General features: G+C 64.7%; 13 protein-coding genes. 6 read left to right on the top strand and 7 right to left on the bottom strand.

Going from position 1 to position 15,035, the window contains the following annotated elements:
* The first annotated feature begins 40 nt into the window (after positions 1-40).
* The 3 genes from ARADN35_RS0105975 (at position 41) to ARADN35_RS0105985 (ending at position 4,277) form a co-directional block, all read left to right on the top strand.
* On the top strand, positions 41-1,831 hold the full coding sequence (locus ARADN35_RS0105975; RefSeq protein WP_010460105.1) for an acyl-CoA dehydrogenase: 1,791 nt from the start codon (positions 41-43) through the stop codon (positions 1,829-1,831).
* A gap of 145 nt (positions 1,832-1,976) precedes the next feature.
* Positions 1,977-2,930, top strand: a complete 954-nt coding sequence (locus ARADN35_RS0105980; RefSeq protein WP_010460107.1) for an NAD(P)H-dependent flavin oxidoreductase — start codon at positions 1,977-1,979, stop codon at positions 2,928-2,930.
* 213 nt (positions 2,931-3,143) lie between these two features.
* On the top strand, positions 3,144-4,277 hold the full coding sequence (locus ARADN35_RS0105985; protein WP_010460109.1) for an ABC transporter substrate-binding protein: 1,134 nt from the start codon (positions 3,144-3,146) through the stop codon (positions 4,275-4,277).
* A 116-nt stretch (positions 4,278-4,393) separates the two neighbouring features.
* Here the strand turns inward: ARADN35_RS0105985 and ARADN35_RS0105990 are convergent, their stop codons facing one another.
* From ARADN35_RS0105990 to ARADN35_RS0106000, 3 genes are read right to left on the bottom strand one after another with little or no spacing between them, the layout of a single operon-like run.
* Positions 4,394-5,404: a cytochrome d ubiquinol oxidase subunit II gene (locus ARADN35_RS0105990; protein WP_010460110.1), complete on the bottom strand. Its 1,011-nt coding sequence runs from the start codon at positions 5,402-5,404 to the stop codon at positions 4,394-4,396.
* 11 nt (positions 5,405-5,415) lie between these two features.
* Positions 5,416-6,783, bottom strand: coding sequence for a cytochrome ubiquinol oxidase subunit I (locus tag ARADN35_RS0105995; protein ID WP_010460113.1), 1,368 nt, complete (start codon positions 6,781-6,783; stop codon positions 5,416-5,418).
* A gap of 2 nt (positions 6,784-6,785) precedes the next feature.
* A complete protein-coding gene (locus ARADN35_RS0106000; RefSeq protein ID WP_010460115.1) occupies positions 6,786-7,367 on the bottom strand; it encodes a GbsR/MarR family transcriptional regulator in 582 nt (193 codons plus the stop codon).
* A gap of 187 nt (positions 7,368-7,554) precedes the next feature.
* Here ARADN35_RS0106000 and ARADN35_RS0106005 point away from each other — a divergent pair, with 187 nt between their 5' ends.
* Complete coding sequence (locus ARADN35_RS0106005; protein ID WP_029413470.1) at positions 7,555-8,682, top strand: acyltransferase family protein; 1,128 nt, start codon at positions 7,555-7,557, stop codon at positions 8,680-8,682.
* Positions 8,683-8,836: 154 nt separating this feature from the next.
* Here the strand turns inward: ARADN35_RS0106005 and ARADN35_RS0106010 are convergent, their stop codons facing one another.
* From ARADN35_RS0106010 to mdlC, 4 genes are all read right to left on the bottom strand, one after another.
* On the bottom strand, positions 8,837-9,217 hold the full coding sequence (locus ARADN35_RS0106010; RefSeq protein ID WP_010460118.1) for a hypothetical protein: 381 nt from the start codon (positions 9,215-9,217) through the stop codon (positions 8,837-8,839).
* 178 nt (positions 9,218-9,395) lie between these two features.
* Positions 9,396-9,809 carry a nucleoside diphosphate kinase regulator gene (gene rnk / locus ARADN35_RS0106015; RefSeq protein ID WP_010460120.1) on the bottom strand — a complete coding sequence of 138 codons (414 nt, stop codon included), beginning with the start codon at positions 9,807-9,809 and terminating at the stop codon, positions 9,396-9,398.
* 72 nt (positions 9,810-9,881) lie between these two features.
* Positions 9,882-10,883 (bottom strand): Bug family tripartite tricarboxylate transporter substrate binding protein, encoded by a 1,002-nt coding sequence (locus tag ARADN35_RS0106020; protein WP_010460122.1) that lies wholly within the window; start codon positions 10,881-10,883, stop codon positions 9,882-9,884.
* A 94-nt stretch (positions 10,884-10,977) separates the two neighbouring features.
* Complete coding sequence (mdlC, locus tag ARADN35_RS0106025; RefSeq protein WP_010460124.1) at positions 10,978-12,603, bottom strand: benzoylformate decarboxylase; 1,626 nt, start codon at positions 12,601-12,603, stop codon at positions 10,978-10,980.
* 89 nt (positions 12,604-12,692) lie between these two features.
* Here mdlC and ARADN35_RS0106030 point away from each other — a divergent pair, with 89 nt between their 5' ends.
* The gene (locus ARADN35_RS0106030; protein WP_010460126.1) at positions 12,693-13,592 is read left to right on the top strand and encodes a LysR family transcriptional regulator; all 900 of its coding nucleotides are present in this window, start codon (positions 12,693-12,695) and stop codon (positions 13,590-13,592) included.
* A gap of 64 nt (positions 13,593-13,656) precedes the next feature.
* Positions 13,657-14,844: a PA0069 family radical SAM protein gene (locus tag ARADN35_RS0106035; RefSeq protein WP_010460128.1), complete on the top strand. Its 1,188-nt coding sequence runs from the start codon at positions 13,657-13,659 to the stop codon at positions 14,842-14,844.
* Positions 14,845-15,035 lie beyond the last annotated feature (191 nt).

A 15,035-nucleotide genomic window follows, 5' to 3' on the forward strand; every position in this document is an offset into this window, starting at 1 on the left:
TGCGATGCCTTTTTTTTGACGAAATTTCCCGGAGACATCCATGAGTTACACCGCACCCCTCAAGGACATGCTGTTCGCCATCGAGCACCTGGCCAACATTGAACAGATCGCCCAAATCCCCGGCTTTGAAGACGCAGGGCTGGACACGGCTGCCGCCGTGCTGGAAGAGTGCGCCAAGTTCAATGAAGGGGTGCTGTCTCCGCTCAACTTTGAGGGTGACAAGAACCCATCGAGCTGGAAAGACGGTGTCGTCACCACCACCCCCGGCTTCAAGGAAGCCTTCCGCCAGTACGGTGAAGGCGGCTGGCAGGGGTTGCAGCACCCGGCCGACTTTGGCGGCCAAGGCCTGCCCAAGACCATTGGCGCGGCCTGCATCGAGATGACCAACAGCGCCAACATGAGCTTTGCACTGTGCCCGCTGCTGACCGACGGCGCCATCGAGGCGCTGCTCACGGCCGGCAGCGACGAGCTCAAGGCCACCTACCTTGAAAAGCTGGTGACCGGCGAGTGGACCGGCACCATGAACCTGACCGAACCCCAGGCGGGCTCGGACCTGGCCCTGGTGCGCACGCGCGCAGAGCCCCAAGCCGACGGCAGCTACAAGGTCTTCGGCACCAAGATCTTCATCACCTACGGTGAACACGACATGGCCGAGAACATCGTCCACCTGGTGCTGGCCCGTGTGGCGGGCGCGCCTGAAGGCGTGAAGGGCATCAGCCTGTTCGTCGTGCCCAAGTTCCTGGTCAACCAGGACGGCACTCTGGGCGCGCGCAACGACGCGCACTGCGTGAGCATCGAGCACAAGCTGGGCATCAAGGCATCGCCGACGGCGGTGCTGCAGTTCGGCGACCACGGTGGTGCGGTGGGCTATCTGGTCGGCGAGGAAAACCGCGGCCTCGAATACATGTTCATCATGATGAACGCCGCGCGCTACGCCGTGGGCATGCAGGGCATCGCGATCTCCGAGCGCGCCTACCAGAAGGCCGTGCAGTACGCCAAGGACCGCGTGCAGAGCCGCCCGGTGGACGGCTCCATTGCCGCCAGCGCTGCCATCATTCACCACCCCGATGTGAAGCGCATGCTCATGACCATGCGCGCCACGGTGGAAGGCTGCCGCGCCATGGCCACCGTGGCAGCTGCCGCGTTCGACGCCGCGCACCACCACCCGGATGCCGACACGCGCAAGCAGAACCAGGCGTTCTATGAATTCATGGTGCCGCTGGTCAAGGGCTACAGCACCGAGACCAGCCTGGAAGTGACCAGCCTGGGCGTGCAGGTGCACGGCGGCATGGGCTTCATTGAAGAAACCGGCGCCGCGCAGTACTACCGTGATGCCAAGATCTTGACCATCTACGAAGGCACCACCGCCATCCAGGCCAACGACCTGGTGGGCCGCAAGACGGCACGCGATGGCGGCCAGGTGGCCAAGGGCATCGCCGCGCAGATCGAGAAGACTGAAAGCGAACTGCTGGCCAGCGGCACCCCAGCCGCCCTGGCCGTGGCCAAGCGCCTGACTGCCGCACGCAAGGCGCTGCTCGACGTGATCGACTTTGTGGCCGGTGGCACCAAGGCCCAGCCCAACGCCGTGTTCGCGGGCAGCGTGCCCTACCTGATGCTGGCAGGCAATGTGGTCGCGGGCTGGCAACTGGCGCGCAGCCTGCTGGTGGCGCAGGAACTGTTGCAAAAGGGACAGGACGCAGCCTTCATGCGCGCAAAAATCACCACGGCCCAGTTTTATGCCGACCACATCCTGGTGAAGGCCCCCGGTCTGCGCGACAGCATTGTGGAAGGGGCCGCCAGTGTGACCGAGCTGGCGCTGGAAGCGTTCTGAGGGCCGCAGCCGCCAGCCGTTGAGGAGTGAGGCAAGGCCTGTACAGGGTACAGGCTTTTGCTATAAAAATAATAGCTACTTGCGCTTGTTGAATAAGCGCTAGAGGCTTATTTCAATCGAAAACCTGTTCCTGGAAGTTGTTGCCATGTCCAAACTGCCTCCCGTTTTGCAGAACCTCTCGCTCCCCGTCATCGGGTCGCCGCTGTTCATCATCAGCAACCCCAAGCTCGTGATCGAGCAGTGCAAGGCCGGCGTGGTGGGTTCCATGCCCGCGCTCAATGCCCGCCCAGCCGAGTTGCTCGACGAATGGCTGGCCGAGATCACCGAGACGCTGGCCGCCTACAACAAGGCGAATCCGGACAAGCCCGCCGCGCCCTTTGCCATCAACCAGATCGTGCACAAGAGCAATGACCGCCTCGAGCACGACATGCAGGTCTGCGCCAAGTACAAGGTGCCGATCATCATCACCAGCCTGGGCGCGCGCGAGGACGTGAACCAGGCCGTGCACGCTTGGGGCGGCGTGGTGCTGCACGACATCATCAACAACAAGTTCGCGCACAAGGCCATCGAGAAGGGCGCCGACGGCCTGATCGCCGTGGCCGCCGGTGCAGGGGGCCATGCGGGCGTAAAGAGCCCGTTCGCGCTGATCCAGGAGATCCGCCAGTGGTTCGACGGCCCCATCGCGCTCAGTGGCTCCATCGCCAGCGGTGATGCGGTGCTGGCGGCACAGGCCATGGGCGCAGATTTTGGCTACATCGGCTCGGCCTTCATCGCCACACACGAAGCGCGTGCCAGCGATGATTACAAGCAGGCCATCGTTGCGGGCAGCTCCGACGATATCGTCTACAGCAACCTGTTCACCGGCGTGCACGGCAACTACCTGGCCCCATCGATCCGCGCGGCTGGCATGGACCCCGACAACCTGCCCGAATCGGACCCGAGCAAGATGAACTTTGGCGGCGACGCCAAGAAAGCCTGGAAGGACATCTGGGGCTGCGGCCAGGGCATTGGCGCCGTCAATGCCGTCACCAGCACGGCCGAGCTGGTCGCCAAGTTGCGCACCGAATACGAGGCGGCCCGGGCACGGCTGAAGCTCTGACCCACGGCTCGTTGCGTTTCCCCCTTCATCGCCCGCATCGCGCCTTCATGTGCGTGTTGCGGGCGAAGCCATTTGTAGGCTGGGCGCGACAGGGCAAACCCCCAATAGACGGTTTGGTTGCGGATGATGATGATGGTTTATAACCAGAAATCCACTCCGGGCTGTGCCGATCGGTGGGGCGCTGGGCAACTTTTTGAAAGCTGGGGGCCTGTGATGTTTCGTCCGTTTTTGGTGCTGTTGTTGGCCCTTGGCGCCAGTGGGCTGGTGCAGGCCCGCAACGAGGGCGTGACCGCCGATGAAATTCGCCTCGGGGCATCGGCTGTGCTGTCGGGCCCGCTGGGGCCCCAGACTGCCCAATACGGCGAAGGTTCGCGGCTCATGTTCGACGCGGTGAACGCTCAGGGCGGCGTGCATGGCCGCATGATCCGCTACACCACACTCGACGACGGTTTCGACCCGCAAAAAGCGGTGGAGAACACGCGCCAGCTGGTGGAAGCCGACAAGGTTTTCATGATCTACAACAGCACCGGCACGGCGCAGACGGCGGCCATCCTGCCGCTGATCAAGGAGCACCGCACGTTGCTGTTTGGTCCGGTCACCGGGGCCTCGGTGTTTCGCGAAACCCTCAACCCCTATGTCTTTCACGTGCGTGCAGGTTATGCGAGCGAGGCAGGAAAAATCGTCTCGCAGCTGCGCCAGCAGGGCATGAGCCGCGTGGCCGTGTTCTACCAGGATGACGGGCTGGGCAAGACCTTGCTGGCAGAGCTCAAGAAAGCCTCCGACGAGGAAAAACTGGCCTTCGTGGCAGAAATCAAGGTAGACCCCAAGCAGCCCGACTTTGTCGCCGCGGCCCGGGCCACCGAAGCTGCCCAGCCCCAGGCAGTGATCGTGGCGACCGCAGGAACCACGTTCACCAGCTACATCAAGGCTGTGCAATCAACAGCGGCGCGGCCTGCGTACTACGGATTCTCCGTGGCCAGCATGGACGTGATCCACCGCGAACTCAAGGACAAGGCGCGCGGCATCATCCTGGCGCAGATCATGCCGTCGCTGCGCAGCACCACGGTGCCCGTGGTGGCCGAATACCTGGCCCTTCTGCGCGCCAAGTCACCAAGCGCCCAGCCTTCGGCCTCGCAGTTCGAGGGATTCGTGCATGCCCGGCTGCTGGTGGAGGGATTGCGCCGCACCGGGCGCAACCTGACCACGGAGTCCTTTATCAAGACGATGGAAGATGCCGGTGAAATATCCTTTGGGCGCTTTAACGTCAAATACTCGCCCAAGAGCCACAACGGCTCCACCTATGTGGAGCTGGCGATCGTGGATGCCGAGGGTAGCTTGAGATATTGAGCCCCCTTGGAGCCTGTTCACGATCTCGCAAGGGATTTCGTTCCAGCCCTCCGGGCAGCGCTCGTCACACAGGCTGGGGCGGGATGTGGCACCGTGTCAGCCGGATTGCGCGCCGCTCACAACCCATATGTCAGCTCCCGCGCCTTGCCCCAGAACACCCGGTACATGAAGATGGTGTAGAGAATGATCGCGGGCAGCGTGATGGCCATGCCGATGCCGATCACCACCAGCGATTCGGTGGCGCTGGCGGCTTGCCACACGGTCAGGCGGTCGATCACGATGTAGGGATAGATGCTGTAGGCCAAGCCCAGGAAGGCCAGCACAAAGATCAACACGGTGGCCCCGAACACGATCCAGCCGTAGCCCGCCTGCACTACCCGTGGTGTGCCCAGTACGTGGCGGATGGCAAAGAAGGCCGCCACGCAGGCCAGCGGGATGGGCAGCAGCGCAAACAGCTCGGGCAGCACAAACCACTTGGCGAACACGGTGGGGCTGACCAGCGGTGTGGCCAGCGAGATGCCCATGAGCGCAAACCCCATGGGCCACAGTGCCCCCTGGCCCCACCGGGCGGCCTTGCGCTGCAGATCGCCATCGGTCTTCATGAGGAGCCAGCCTGCGCCGAGCATCGCGTAGGCCGCAGGCAGGGTGATGGCAATGCCAGCTGAAAACAGCAGGCCCCAGGTGTCATTCTGAAAACCGGTGATGTACGCTCCCAGCATCCAACCCTGGGCCAGAGTGGTCGCCAGCGAGCCTGCCGCAAACAGGCGGTTCCAGGTGGTCTTGTGCGTGTCGCGGGCTTTCACGCGAAAGTCGAACGCCACACCGCGCAGTATCAGGCCCACCAGCATGACCGCCACGGGCAGGTACAGCGCCGACAGCACCACGCCGTGCGCTGTCGGGAAACAGATCAGCAGCACGCCCACGCCCAGCACCAGCCAGGTCTCGTTGGCGTCCCAGAAGGGGCCGATGCTGGACACCATCACGTCCTTCTCGGCGTCGCTGGCGAAAGGCAGCAGGATACCCACGCCCAGGTCGTAGCCGTCGAGGATCACATAGGCCAGCAGGGCCAGGCCCATCACGGCCATGAAGATCAGGGGCAGGGCGGTGGTCCAGTTCAGTGTATCCATGGGGACCTTCCTTAAGCGGTGCGAGGGGCCGGCGCGGGGTGGGGCACTGCAGGCGTGGGCATGGCCGGGTGTTCGGCCATGTAGTTGATCACGCCCACATAGGCCACCAGCAGCAGCCCATAGACGATGAGGTAGGCGGCCAGCGTGCTGGCCACCAAGGCGGGCGCATGTGGGGCCACGGCGTCGGCGGTCTTGAACAGGCCATAGACCAGATAGGGCTGGCGGCCGATTTCGGTCACGTACCACCCGGCCAGCGTGGCCACCCAGCCCGAAAACGCCATACCCACCAGCGTGACGAGCAGGGGCCGGGGCAGGGTGGCCAGGTCTTGCTTTCGGCGGCGATACAGCACAAAAGCACCCACCCAGGCCACGGCCAGCATCAGCATGCCCACGCCCACCATCACGCGGAACCCCCAGAACACGGGCGCCACCGGCGGATGGGCGCCGGGGAACTCGTTCAACCCTTTCAGCTCCGCGTCGATGTCATGCGCCAGGATCAGGCTGGCAGCCTTGGGGATCTGCAGGGCGTAGTCCGTGCGGCCTTCCTTTTCGTTGGGCAGGCCGAACAGCGTCAGGGGCGCGCCCTTCTCGGTATGCCAGATGCCTTCGATGGCGGCGATCTTGGCCGGCTGGTGTTCCAGCGTGTTCAGGCCATGCAGGTCGCCCATGAAGATCTGCAGCGGGATCACCATGGCCACTGCGGTGATGGCCGTGCGCAGTGCCTTGCGCGTGCCTTCGTTGGCCACGCCCTTGATGAGCTGCCAGGCACTCACCCCGGCGATCAGAAATCCTGCGGTGAGGGCCGATGCCAGCAGCTTGTGGCCCAGCCGGTAGGGAAAGGACGGGTTGAACACAATCGCCAGCCAGTCCACGGCGTGGAACTTGCCGTCGATGATTTGGTAGCCCACGGGCGTTTGCATCCATGAGTTCAGGCTCAGGATCCAGAAGGCTGACAGCGTGGTGCCAAAGGCCACCATCAGCGTGGCAATCAGGTGCACTCGCTCGGACACGCGCCCCCGGCCAAACAGCATGATGCCCAGGAACGTGGCTTCCAGGAAGAAGGCCGTGAGCACCTCATAGCCCAGCAGCGGTCCGGCAATATTGCCCACATGCTCCATGAAGCCCGGCCAGTTGGTACCGAACTGAAAGCTCATCGTGATGCCCGACACGACACCCATGGCAAAGGTCAGCGCAAACACCTTGGTCCAGAAGTAGTAAGCCTGCTCCCAGCCCTGTGCGGCCGGTGTGCCCCGTGTGGCCGTGTGGCGCAGCCGAAAGAACACCAGAAACCAGCACAGCGCGATCGTGACGGTGGGGAACAGGATGTGAAAGCTGATGTTGGCCGCGAACTGGATGCGCGACAGTGTGAATGCATCCATGCTCAGCCGCCCTTGCCGGTCGCGCTGCCGCCCTTGCCGGTGAGCCGGTCCTTGAACTCGAGCACGCGGGTCACGGCTGTGCCCATGCCCATGAGCTGCATCGCCGTCTCGGGCGCCAGGCGCTGTACATCGTCAAACCAGGTCATGAGCCGGTCGATGAGTTCGTGCATCTCGCGCATACGCTCCTGGGCGTGGCGTTCCTCATCGGAGGAGGGTTCTTCGAGCAGCGCCATGCGCAGCATCGACAAGGTGGGTTCGATTTCGCGGCGGCGGCGTTCTTCAGCCAGCACGCGGAAGATCTCCCACACATCCTTGGGAGCCTCGAAATATTCGCGCCGGTCACCCGGCTGGTGGCTCAGTTTTACCAACCTCCAGGCCTGCAGTTCCTTGAGCCCCATGCTCACGTTGGAGCGCGAGAACTCCAGCGTTTCGGCGATCTCGTCCGCATTGAGCGGGCGCGGCGACAGGAAGATGAGGGCGTACATCTGCCCCACGGTGCGGTTGATTCCCCAGCGGCTGCCCATTTCGCCGAAGTGGGCCACGAACTGGCGGTTCAGGGGGGGAAGGGTTTTGACATAGGTCATGGAGGCGTATTGTGCGCCAATTTACTGAATTTTCAGTATTTACTGAAAATTCAGTAAATTATGGAGTGCATCGCATTGACAAGGCGGAGACACGAAGGGCATGCAAAAAACCCCCTGACAGAGGACAATACCGGGTTTGCCCCAGGGTCATGCCGCGCCCTGGCTGGTTGAGTCCATCCACAACAACATGTCTTCCCCCACCTCCCGCACACCGCTGATCGACATGATCAAAGGCATGGCGTGCGCCACCATCGTCTGGCACCACCTGGCCTTTTACGGCCCGATGTCAGACATCGCCCATCCGCTGGCGCCCACATTGATGGCCTGGCTGTATGACTACGGTCGCATGGCCGTGCAGGTGTTTCTGGTGCTGGGCGGCTACCTGGCCGCCGCCAGCCTGGCGCCACAGGGTGTGGCACGTTTTGACCATGCGGGCAATGCCATTGCCAAACGGTTTGTCCGGTTGGTGGTGCCTTATGCCGTGGCATTGCTCCTGTCGGTGGTGGTGTCCGCGCTGGTCCGGCACTGGATGGAGCACCCTTCGGTGCCTGAGCAGCCCACGCTGTCCCAATTGGTGGCGAACGCCTTGCTGCTGCAGGACATTGTGGGTGAAGACGCGTTGTCCGCAGGGGTCTGGTACGTGGCCATCGACTTCCAGTTGTTTGCGTTGACCGTGCTGCTGCTTGCGGGCGTCAAGGCGCTGCCAGGGGCCTGGGCGCGGCGGCATGCGGCTGCCCTGGCCCAGGTGCTTGTGGTGGCGGGCACGGCGGCTTCGTTGTGGGTGTTCAACCGCATGGGGGCCCTTGACATGTGGGCGCTGTATTTTTTTGGAGCCTACGGGCTGGGCATGCTGGCGTATTGGGCCGTGCGGGCGCCCCATGGGCACCAGGCGCAGGGTTGGCTGGCGGCCACGGTGCTGCTGGGTGGTGCCGCGCTGGCGATGGATTTCCGGGGCCGCATTGCTGTGGCCGTTGTCACGGCGCTCTGCCTGGTCGCCGCCATGCGCTCCGAGCGTGTGCGGTCATGGACAGGGATTGCGCCACTGGTGCAACTGGGACAGATGTCCTACTCGGTCTTCCTGGTGCATTTCTCGGTGTGCCTGCTGGTCAACGCAGTTGTTAGCCAGTTGTGGCCGGACTCGCCGGTGCTCAATGCGCTGGGCATGCTGCTGGCCTTTGCTCTCTCGCTCGCAGCGGGGCGACTCTTGTACCTGCGGGTGGAGCGGCATGTGCCGTCGTGGGCCACGGCCCTGCGCTGGCAGGCGGGACTGGTGGGCACGGGTTTGTTGGTGGCGGTCTCGAACAACTGGGCCTAGCATTCGGACCATTCCCCGGAGGCGCTGCGCACCATCTCCCATTCTCCCGAATGGCTCCGACATTGGGGAAGGAGGGCGCAGCCAGTGCGGCGGGGCGGCCCTTGGACGTGTTCACACCGTGGGCCGCAAAGGGGCGGTAAAACCGGAGTACGCGTCAGGTAGGCGGCAAGCGCTCGCGGCGTTTGCGTTGCTGGTCCAGAAACCAGGCCATGAAGGGCAGTAACAGCATCGATCCTGGAATCACCCAGATGAACAGGTAGGGGCTGACGGAAGACGCCGACCGCATCACATCGCGCAAATGGGCGCGTTCCGTGGCGTCCCAGTTGCCCTGGCGCCGCTGCTGCACGAGCCACACCACAGAACCTTTCATTGTCGCCATCTCGCGTTTGAGACGGCTTTTTTCGCGGCTGTTCCCGGCGAGGAAGGAGCAGAACCACTCGGGGGCCCGTTCCATCCGCCGCTGGAATGCGAGGGTGGAATCCGGATCGAACGTTTCAGGCAGCGCGGTGGGATCTGGAGGGGGCGGCGTGGTCATGGCGGGTGCCATTGTCGCGGCACATGGCACTGCGCGCTACCCCCCACCTGCGAAACCGGCGCTTTCCTGGCCAGGGCCGCCGAGCAAGGGCTGCCCCGCGGCGAGGGCGGCGTATCCCTGGGCTCAGCGTAGCGATGCGGGAGCGAGGGGAAGGTCCGTACGGCCTCAGGGGACAAATTCAGCGGTGCAGCTCGCCCGCACTTTCAGGCTGGTACAAGATGTCTTTCACCCGCACCGTCATCGACTTGCCGCCTGGCCCGGGCCAGGCCAGTTCATCGCCCACCGCCAGGCCCAGCAAGGCGCTGCCCACGGGCGCAAAGATCGAGAGCCTGTCCGTGCTGCCATCCATGTCGCGCGGGTAGACCAGCGTCAGGCAGAACTCCTTGCCGGTCTCCAGAATCGAGAACTGCACGGTGGAGTTCATCGTGACCACATGGGGCGGAATTTCTTCGGGCGCCACCACGTCTGCCCGGTCCAGCTCTGCCTGCAACTCGGCCTTGCCCGGAAAGACGCTGGCCGGAATCGCGGCCAGCAGGGCCTCGATGCGGTCAACGTCGAGCGACGACAGGATGATCTGGGGCTTGCGCGCCATGGCGGTACCTCGGTAGGTGGTTGCAAAGCGCGGGACTGTAGACCATCGCGAATCTCGCACTGCCGTGCGCGGTCAATCTCCCTGGATGTTGCGCGCCTTGATCAGTGCGCCAAACCGCGCGCTGTCGATGGAGGCCCGTGCGTTGAAGTCGGCGGGCGACATGGGGGCGGGTACCCCGCCCAGCGCCGCGATGCGGTCCTTGACGGCCTGCGTGCCCAGCACCTTGTTGATCTCCCGGTTCAGGCGTGTGACCACGTCGGGCGGAGTGCCCGCGGGTGCATAAAAGCCAAACCAGGTGTCTGCGTCAAAGCCCTTCAGGCCCACTTCGTCCAGTGTGGGAACGTCGGGGAACAGGGGCGAACGCCTGGCGCTGCCCACGGCCAGCAGCCGGAGCTTGCCCGCCTTCACGTGTTGCAGGCCGATGCCGGGGTCGAACATGAAGTCCAGCTGACCCCCCAGCAGGTCCTGCATGGCGGGTGCCGCGCCCCGGTAAGGCACATGCACCGCAAACAGATTGGCCTGGGCCTTGAGCATCTCTGCTGCCAGGTGGGGCGAGCTGCCATTGCCCGGGGTGCCAAAGCTCAGCTTGCCAGGGTTGGCCTTCAAATGGGCCAGAAACTCCTGGATGGTGTTGACCGGCAGCGAGGGCCTCACCTCCAGAAACACCAGCACCCGCGCTGCGGCGGCCACGGGTGTCAGGTCCTTGACCGGATCAAACGGCATCTTGGGATACAGGTGCGGGTTGACCGACACCATGCCGCCCGAGCTCATGAGCAAGGTATAGCCATCGGCCGGGGACTTGGCCACGGCCTCCCCGCCGATGTTGCCGCCCGCACCGCCACGGTTTTCCACCACCACCGGCTGGCCCAACGCGGCCTGCAGGGGCTGGGTGACGGCGCGCGCAATCTGGTCGGCTGCGCCCCCGGCGGGGAAATTGACGATGACCTTGATCGGCTTGCTGGGCCAGGTGTCTGCCATGGCTGCGGTGGTGAGCAGCAGGCTGGCGGCGGCGCATGCCAGCGCGCTCAGCAGGTGGCGGGTGGTTGGGGCGGGCGGGTTGTGTACGGTTTGCATGTTTGTCTCCGGTCAAGGTGAGTGCCCGGGTGTGCCGGGTCTGGTGTGTCGGGGTGATGCGGTGAGCAGGGAGGGTCGGGTCGTGTGGGGGCTTTCAGGCCACATCCACCTCGACCAGGATGGCGTGCTGGCTGGCCAGCGCGTCGCGCAGCACCTGGTGCAGCAAGGCGGGGTCGCTCACGCGCACGGCCTCGCAGCCCTGGCCACGGGCGAGCGCAAGGAAGTCGAGGTCTGGCAGGTCTGTGCCTTCGAGCTTGTCGCCTTCGTGGAATCCGAAGGTGGGCGCGAACTCCTGCAGCGCCGCGTAGCGCCGGTTCTTGAGGATGATGAAGGTGATGGGTAGCTTGAGCTGCGCCGCACTCCACAGGGCCTGAATGGAGTACATCGCCGAACCGTCGCCCAGCAGCCCGATCACCTTTTTGTCCGGTTTGGCCAGTGCCACACCCACGGCGGCGGGCATGCCATAGCCCAGGCCACCGCTGCACATCGTGTAGAAGGTTTCGCTCTGCACAATGGGCAGGTAGGCCTGCATGGCCGCGCGCGAGCTGGGGGCTTCTTCCACCACGATGGACGCCGCGTCGCGCACCTCGGCCAGTGACTGCATCACATACGGAACGCTCATCAGCGGCCCCAAGGGTTCCACGCGCGGTCGCGCCGGGCGGGGTGGGGGCAGGGCGCGCGGCGGTGGTGCCGGGCGTGCCAGCAGGTCCAGCACCCCCAGGCGGATGCCGCCCACGGCCGAGGTGCCTTCGGGCGTCCAGGCGGCGGTGCCGGGGTCTTCGATCAGTTGCACAAGTTGTGCACCGGGTGGCACATGGGGGCCAAACCCCTCCACGTGGTATGTGAAGGCAGCGGCACCCAGCGCAAACACGAGGTCATGGCCCGCGAGCAACGACACGATCTTCTCGCGCATGGGGGGCAGCACCCCGGCGAACAGACGGTGGTCCTGCGGAAAACCACATCGGCCCGCCATGGGGGCAATCCACACGGCTGCGTGGTGCCGCTCGGCCAACTGCACCACGGCATCCCACGCGTGGTCGCGGTCCGCTGCCGCACCCACCACCAGCACGGGGCGCTGTGCGGTGTCCAGCGCGTTGCCAATGGCGTCTAGTACGCGGGGCTCGGGTCGCGTTTCGGTGCTGACCGTGCGGGCCTTCAGCGGCTCGCAAGGCTTGTCCCAATCGTCGGCAGGGATGGAGACCAGCACCGGCCCGCGCGGCTGCTGCATGGCGATGTAGTAGGCCCGGGCAATGGCCAGCGGCACGTCTTCGGCGCGGGCGGGCTCCACGCTCCACTTCACATAGGGCTTGGGCAACTCGGTGGCCTGGCCCGAGAACAGGAATGGGTCGAACGGCAGGATGGACCGGGCCTGCTGCCCGGCGGTGATCACCATGGGCGTGCGGTTCTTGTGCGCCGTGAAGATGTTGCCCATGGCATGCCCCACACCGGCCGCCGAATGCAGGTTCACAAACGCGGCGTTGTGTGTGGCCTGCGCATAGCCATCGGCCATGCCCACCACCACCGATTCCTGCAGGCCCAGGATGTAGCGGAAGTCCCTGGGGAAATCGAGGAACAGCGGCAACTCGGTGGAGCCCGGGTTGCCAAAGATGGTGTTGATCTGGAATCCACGCAGCAGGTCGAGCACCACCTCGCGTACCGAAGGGCGGACGGATGCTGGGCGCTTGGCGGTTGCGGCTTTTTGAGGAGAGGCCTGGTGCATGGCGGGGGTGTTGCGTGATGAAGGCCTTGATCTTCGGCCTGCATGCTCTATCCATCAATACAATGAAATGACTAAGCAGTATTCAATCAATGCATATCAAGGACATCGACCTCAATCTGCTGCGGCTGTTCGATGCGGTCTACCGCACGCGCAACGTGAGCCGGGCCGCCGAAATGCTGGACCTGACCCAGCCAGCCGCCAGCCAGGCGCTGACGCGGCTGCGGTTGCTGATCAAAGACCCGCTCTTTGTGCGCGCGGGCGGCGGCGTGCAGCCCACCCCCAAGGCCGACCGGCTGGCTGACGCCGTGCGCAGCGCGCTCGGTTTGCTGGAAGAGGCCCTCAACGAGTCGGCCCTGTTCGACCCCCTGCAGTCGCGCAAGGTGTTCCGCATCCACATGAGCGATATCGGCGAGGGGCGATTTCTGCCTGTCCTGATGGCCGCCCTGCAGGCCCAGGCGCCGGGTGTGCGGCTGGAGACGCAGCCCGCGCCGCGCAGTGACATTGCGCCCCTGCTCGACAGCGGCCGCATCGACTTTGCGTTCGGTTTCCTGCCCACCGTGAAAGACACCCAGCGCGTGGAGCTGCTCCGGGACCGCTACATCGTGCTTCTGCGCGCGGGCCATCCGTTCACCCAGCGCCGGCGCAGCGGGCCCACCTTGCTCCAGGATCTGCGGCAACTGGAGTTTGTGGCGGTGCGCACCCACTCGGACACCCTGCGCATCCTGGAGATGCAACAGCTGCAAGACCGCCTGCGCCTGACCACCGAGCATTTCATGGCGCTGCCCTCCATCGTGCGCGGCACGGACCTGGCTGTGGTCATGCCCCGCAACATCGCCCAGACCTTTGCTGCCGACGCGGGCTACACCATCATCGAGCCCGCGCTGCCGCTGCGTGACTTCACGGTGTCGCTGCACTGGAGCCGCCGTTTTGAAAGCGACCCCGGCAACCAGTGGATGCGCGGGTTGATCGAAAAACTCTTCAGGGAGTAGGGCTGCGGCCCTTCCTGGCTCGGCGCGTGCATGGCGAGTTAAATAACTGTATATTTATACAGTTATGAAGCACAGCTCCGCCACCGATCCTGACCTGCCAGAAGGGCCGGTGGAAATACGCATACCGGTCCAGGCCATCCGTGGCAGGGGTGCTGCCACAGCGATGCCGCACCGGTTCACGCGCGATGTGCGGGAGGTAGTGGACGATGGCTGGGGGCGCGTTGGCCAGGACGCTGGCGGGCAGGGAAATGGTGATGATGATGCTGGTGAGGACTGCGCGCCGGCGCCCGCCACCACGGTGCATCTGGAGACCGCGCGCAGTGCCATCTGCGCCAACGATTCGCCCGATATCTTTTTCGAGCTGTCCGTCAATCCTTACCGGGGCTGCGAGCACGGCTGCATTTACTGCTACGCACGGCCTACGCACAGTTACCTTAATTTCTCGCCGGGGCTCGACTTTGAAACGCAGATCGTGGCCAAGCACAACATTGCCGAGGTGCTGCGCAGCGAGCTGAGCGCACCGCGCTACGTGCCCCGTCTGATCAACATCGGCTCGGCCACCGATTGCTACCAGCCTGTGGAGCGCGAACTGAAGCTCACCCGCAGCCTCATCGAGGTGATGCGCGACGCACGCCACCCGTTTTCGCTCATCACCAAATCCAGCGGCGTGGAGCGCGACCTGGATTTGCTCGCCCCCTTGGCCGAGCAGCGCCTGGCGGCGGTGTACGTCACCATCACCACGCTCGATGCCGCCCTGGCCCGCCGCATGGAGCCGCGCGCCGCAGCGCCCCACCGGCGCCTGCGCACCATCCGTGCGTTGGCCGAGGCGGGTGTGCCCGTGGGCGTGAGTGTGGCGCCGCAAATCCCCTTCATCACCGAAGACATGGAACAGGTGCTGGAGGCCGCTCGCGATGCGGGAGCGCGCACCGCCTTCTACACCGTGCTGCGCCTGCCGTGGGAGCTGGACACCCTGTTTCGCGAATGGCTCACGGTGCACTACCCGCAGCGCGCCGCCCGCGTGATGGCGCGCGTGCAAGACCTGCACAACCTCACGGACGCGCAGCGTGGTGCAGGCAAGGCCTACAACAGCGACTTTGCCTCCCGCATGAAAGGCAGCGGCCTGTGGGCCGATCTGGTGCGCCAGCGTTTTGCCGCCACCTGCCGCCGCCTGGGCCTGAACCGGGAGCGTGAAGGCCTGGACCTGGGCCAGTTCAGGCCCGGGCTGCTGCGAGGGCAGGGCAGCCTTTTTTAGAAGCCTGCTTCCCCTGCACCACCAAGGTGACGCCACGCCTTGCCCTGGTGCCCTTCTCACAATCTGCGCAGCAGGCCCCCCAAAACGCAATTCGCTGCTGCGGGACCCCGCTGGTTCGGTGCCCGCTGGCGGGCACACGCTCCTAAGCTTCTTACACCCCGATGTGGCGCTGGCCGCGTCGACAAAAGTTT

The organism is Acidovorax radicis N35 (genome assembly GCF_000204195.1).
Lineage (GTDB): Bacteria > Pseudomonadota > Gammaproteobacteria > Burkholderiales > Burkholderiaceae_C > Acidovorax > Acidovorax radicis.

Coding starts and splice junctions, on each gene's coding strand:
- ARADN35_RS0105975 (WP_010460105.1), top strand. CDS start 41: ATGAGTTACACCGCACCCCTCAAGGACATGCTGTTCGCCATCGAGCAC.
- ARADN35_RS0105980 (WP_010460107.1), top strand. CDS start 1,977: ATGTCCAAACTGCCTCCCGTTTTGCAGAACCTCTCGCTCCCCGTCATC.
- ARADN35_RS0105985 (WP_010460109.1), top strand. CDS start 3,144: ATGTTTCGTCCGTTTTTGGTGCTGTTGTTGGCCCTTGGCGCCAGTGGG.
- ARADN35_RS0105990 (WP_010460110.1), bottom strand. CDS start 5,404: ATGGATACACTGAACTGGACCACCGCCCTGCCCCTGATCTTCATGGCC.
- ARADN35_RS0105995 (WP_010460113.1), bottom strand. CDS start 6,783: ATGGATGCATTCACACTGTCGCGCATCCAGTTCGCGGCCAACATCAGC.
- ARADN35_RS0106000 (WP_010460115.1), bottom strand. CDS start 7,367: ATGACCTATGTCAAAACCCTTCCCCCCCTGAACCGCCAGTTCGTGGCC.
- ARADN35_RS0106005 (WP_029413470.1), top strand. CDS start 7,555: ATGTCTTCCCCCACCTCCCGCACACCGCTGATCGACATGATCAAAGGC.
- ARADN35_RS0106010 (WP_010460118.1), bottom strand. CDS start 9,217: ATGACCACGCCGCCCCCTCCAGATCCCACCGCGCTGCCTGAAACGTTC.
- rnk (WP_010460120.1), bottom strand. CDS start 9,809: ATGGCGCGCAAGCCCCAGATCATCCTGTCGTCGCTCGACGTTGACCGC.
- ARADN35_RS0106020 (WP_010460122.1), bottom strand. CDS start 10,883: ATGCAAACCGTACACAACCCGCCCGCCCCAACCACCCGCCACCTGCTG.
- mdlC (WP_010460124.1), bottom strand. CDS start 12,603: ATGCACCAGGCCTCTCCTCAAAAAGCCGCAACCGCCAAGCGCCCAGCA.
- ARADN35_RS0106030 (WP_010460126.1), top strand. CDS start 12,693: ATGCATATCAAGGACATCGACCTCAATCTGCTGCGGCTGTTCGATGCG.
- ARADN35_RS0106035 (WP_010460128.1), top strand. CDS start 13,657: ATGAAGCACAGCTCCGCCACCGATCCTGACCTGCCAGAAGGGCCGGTG.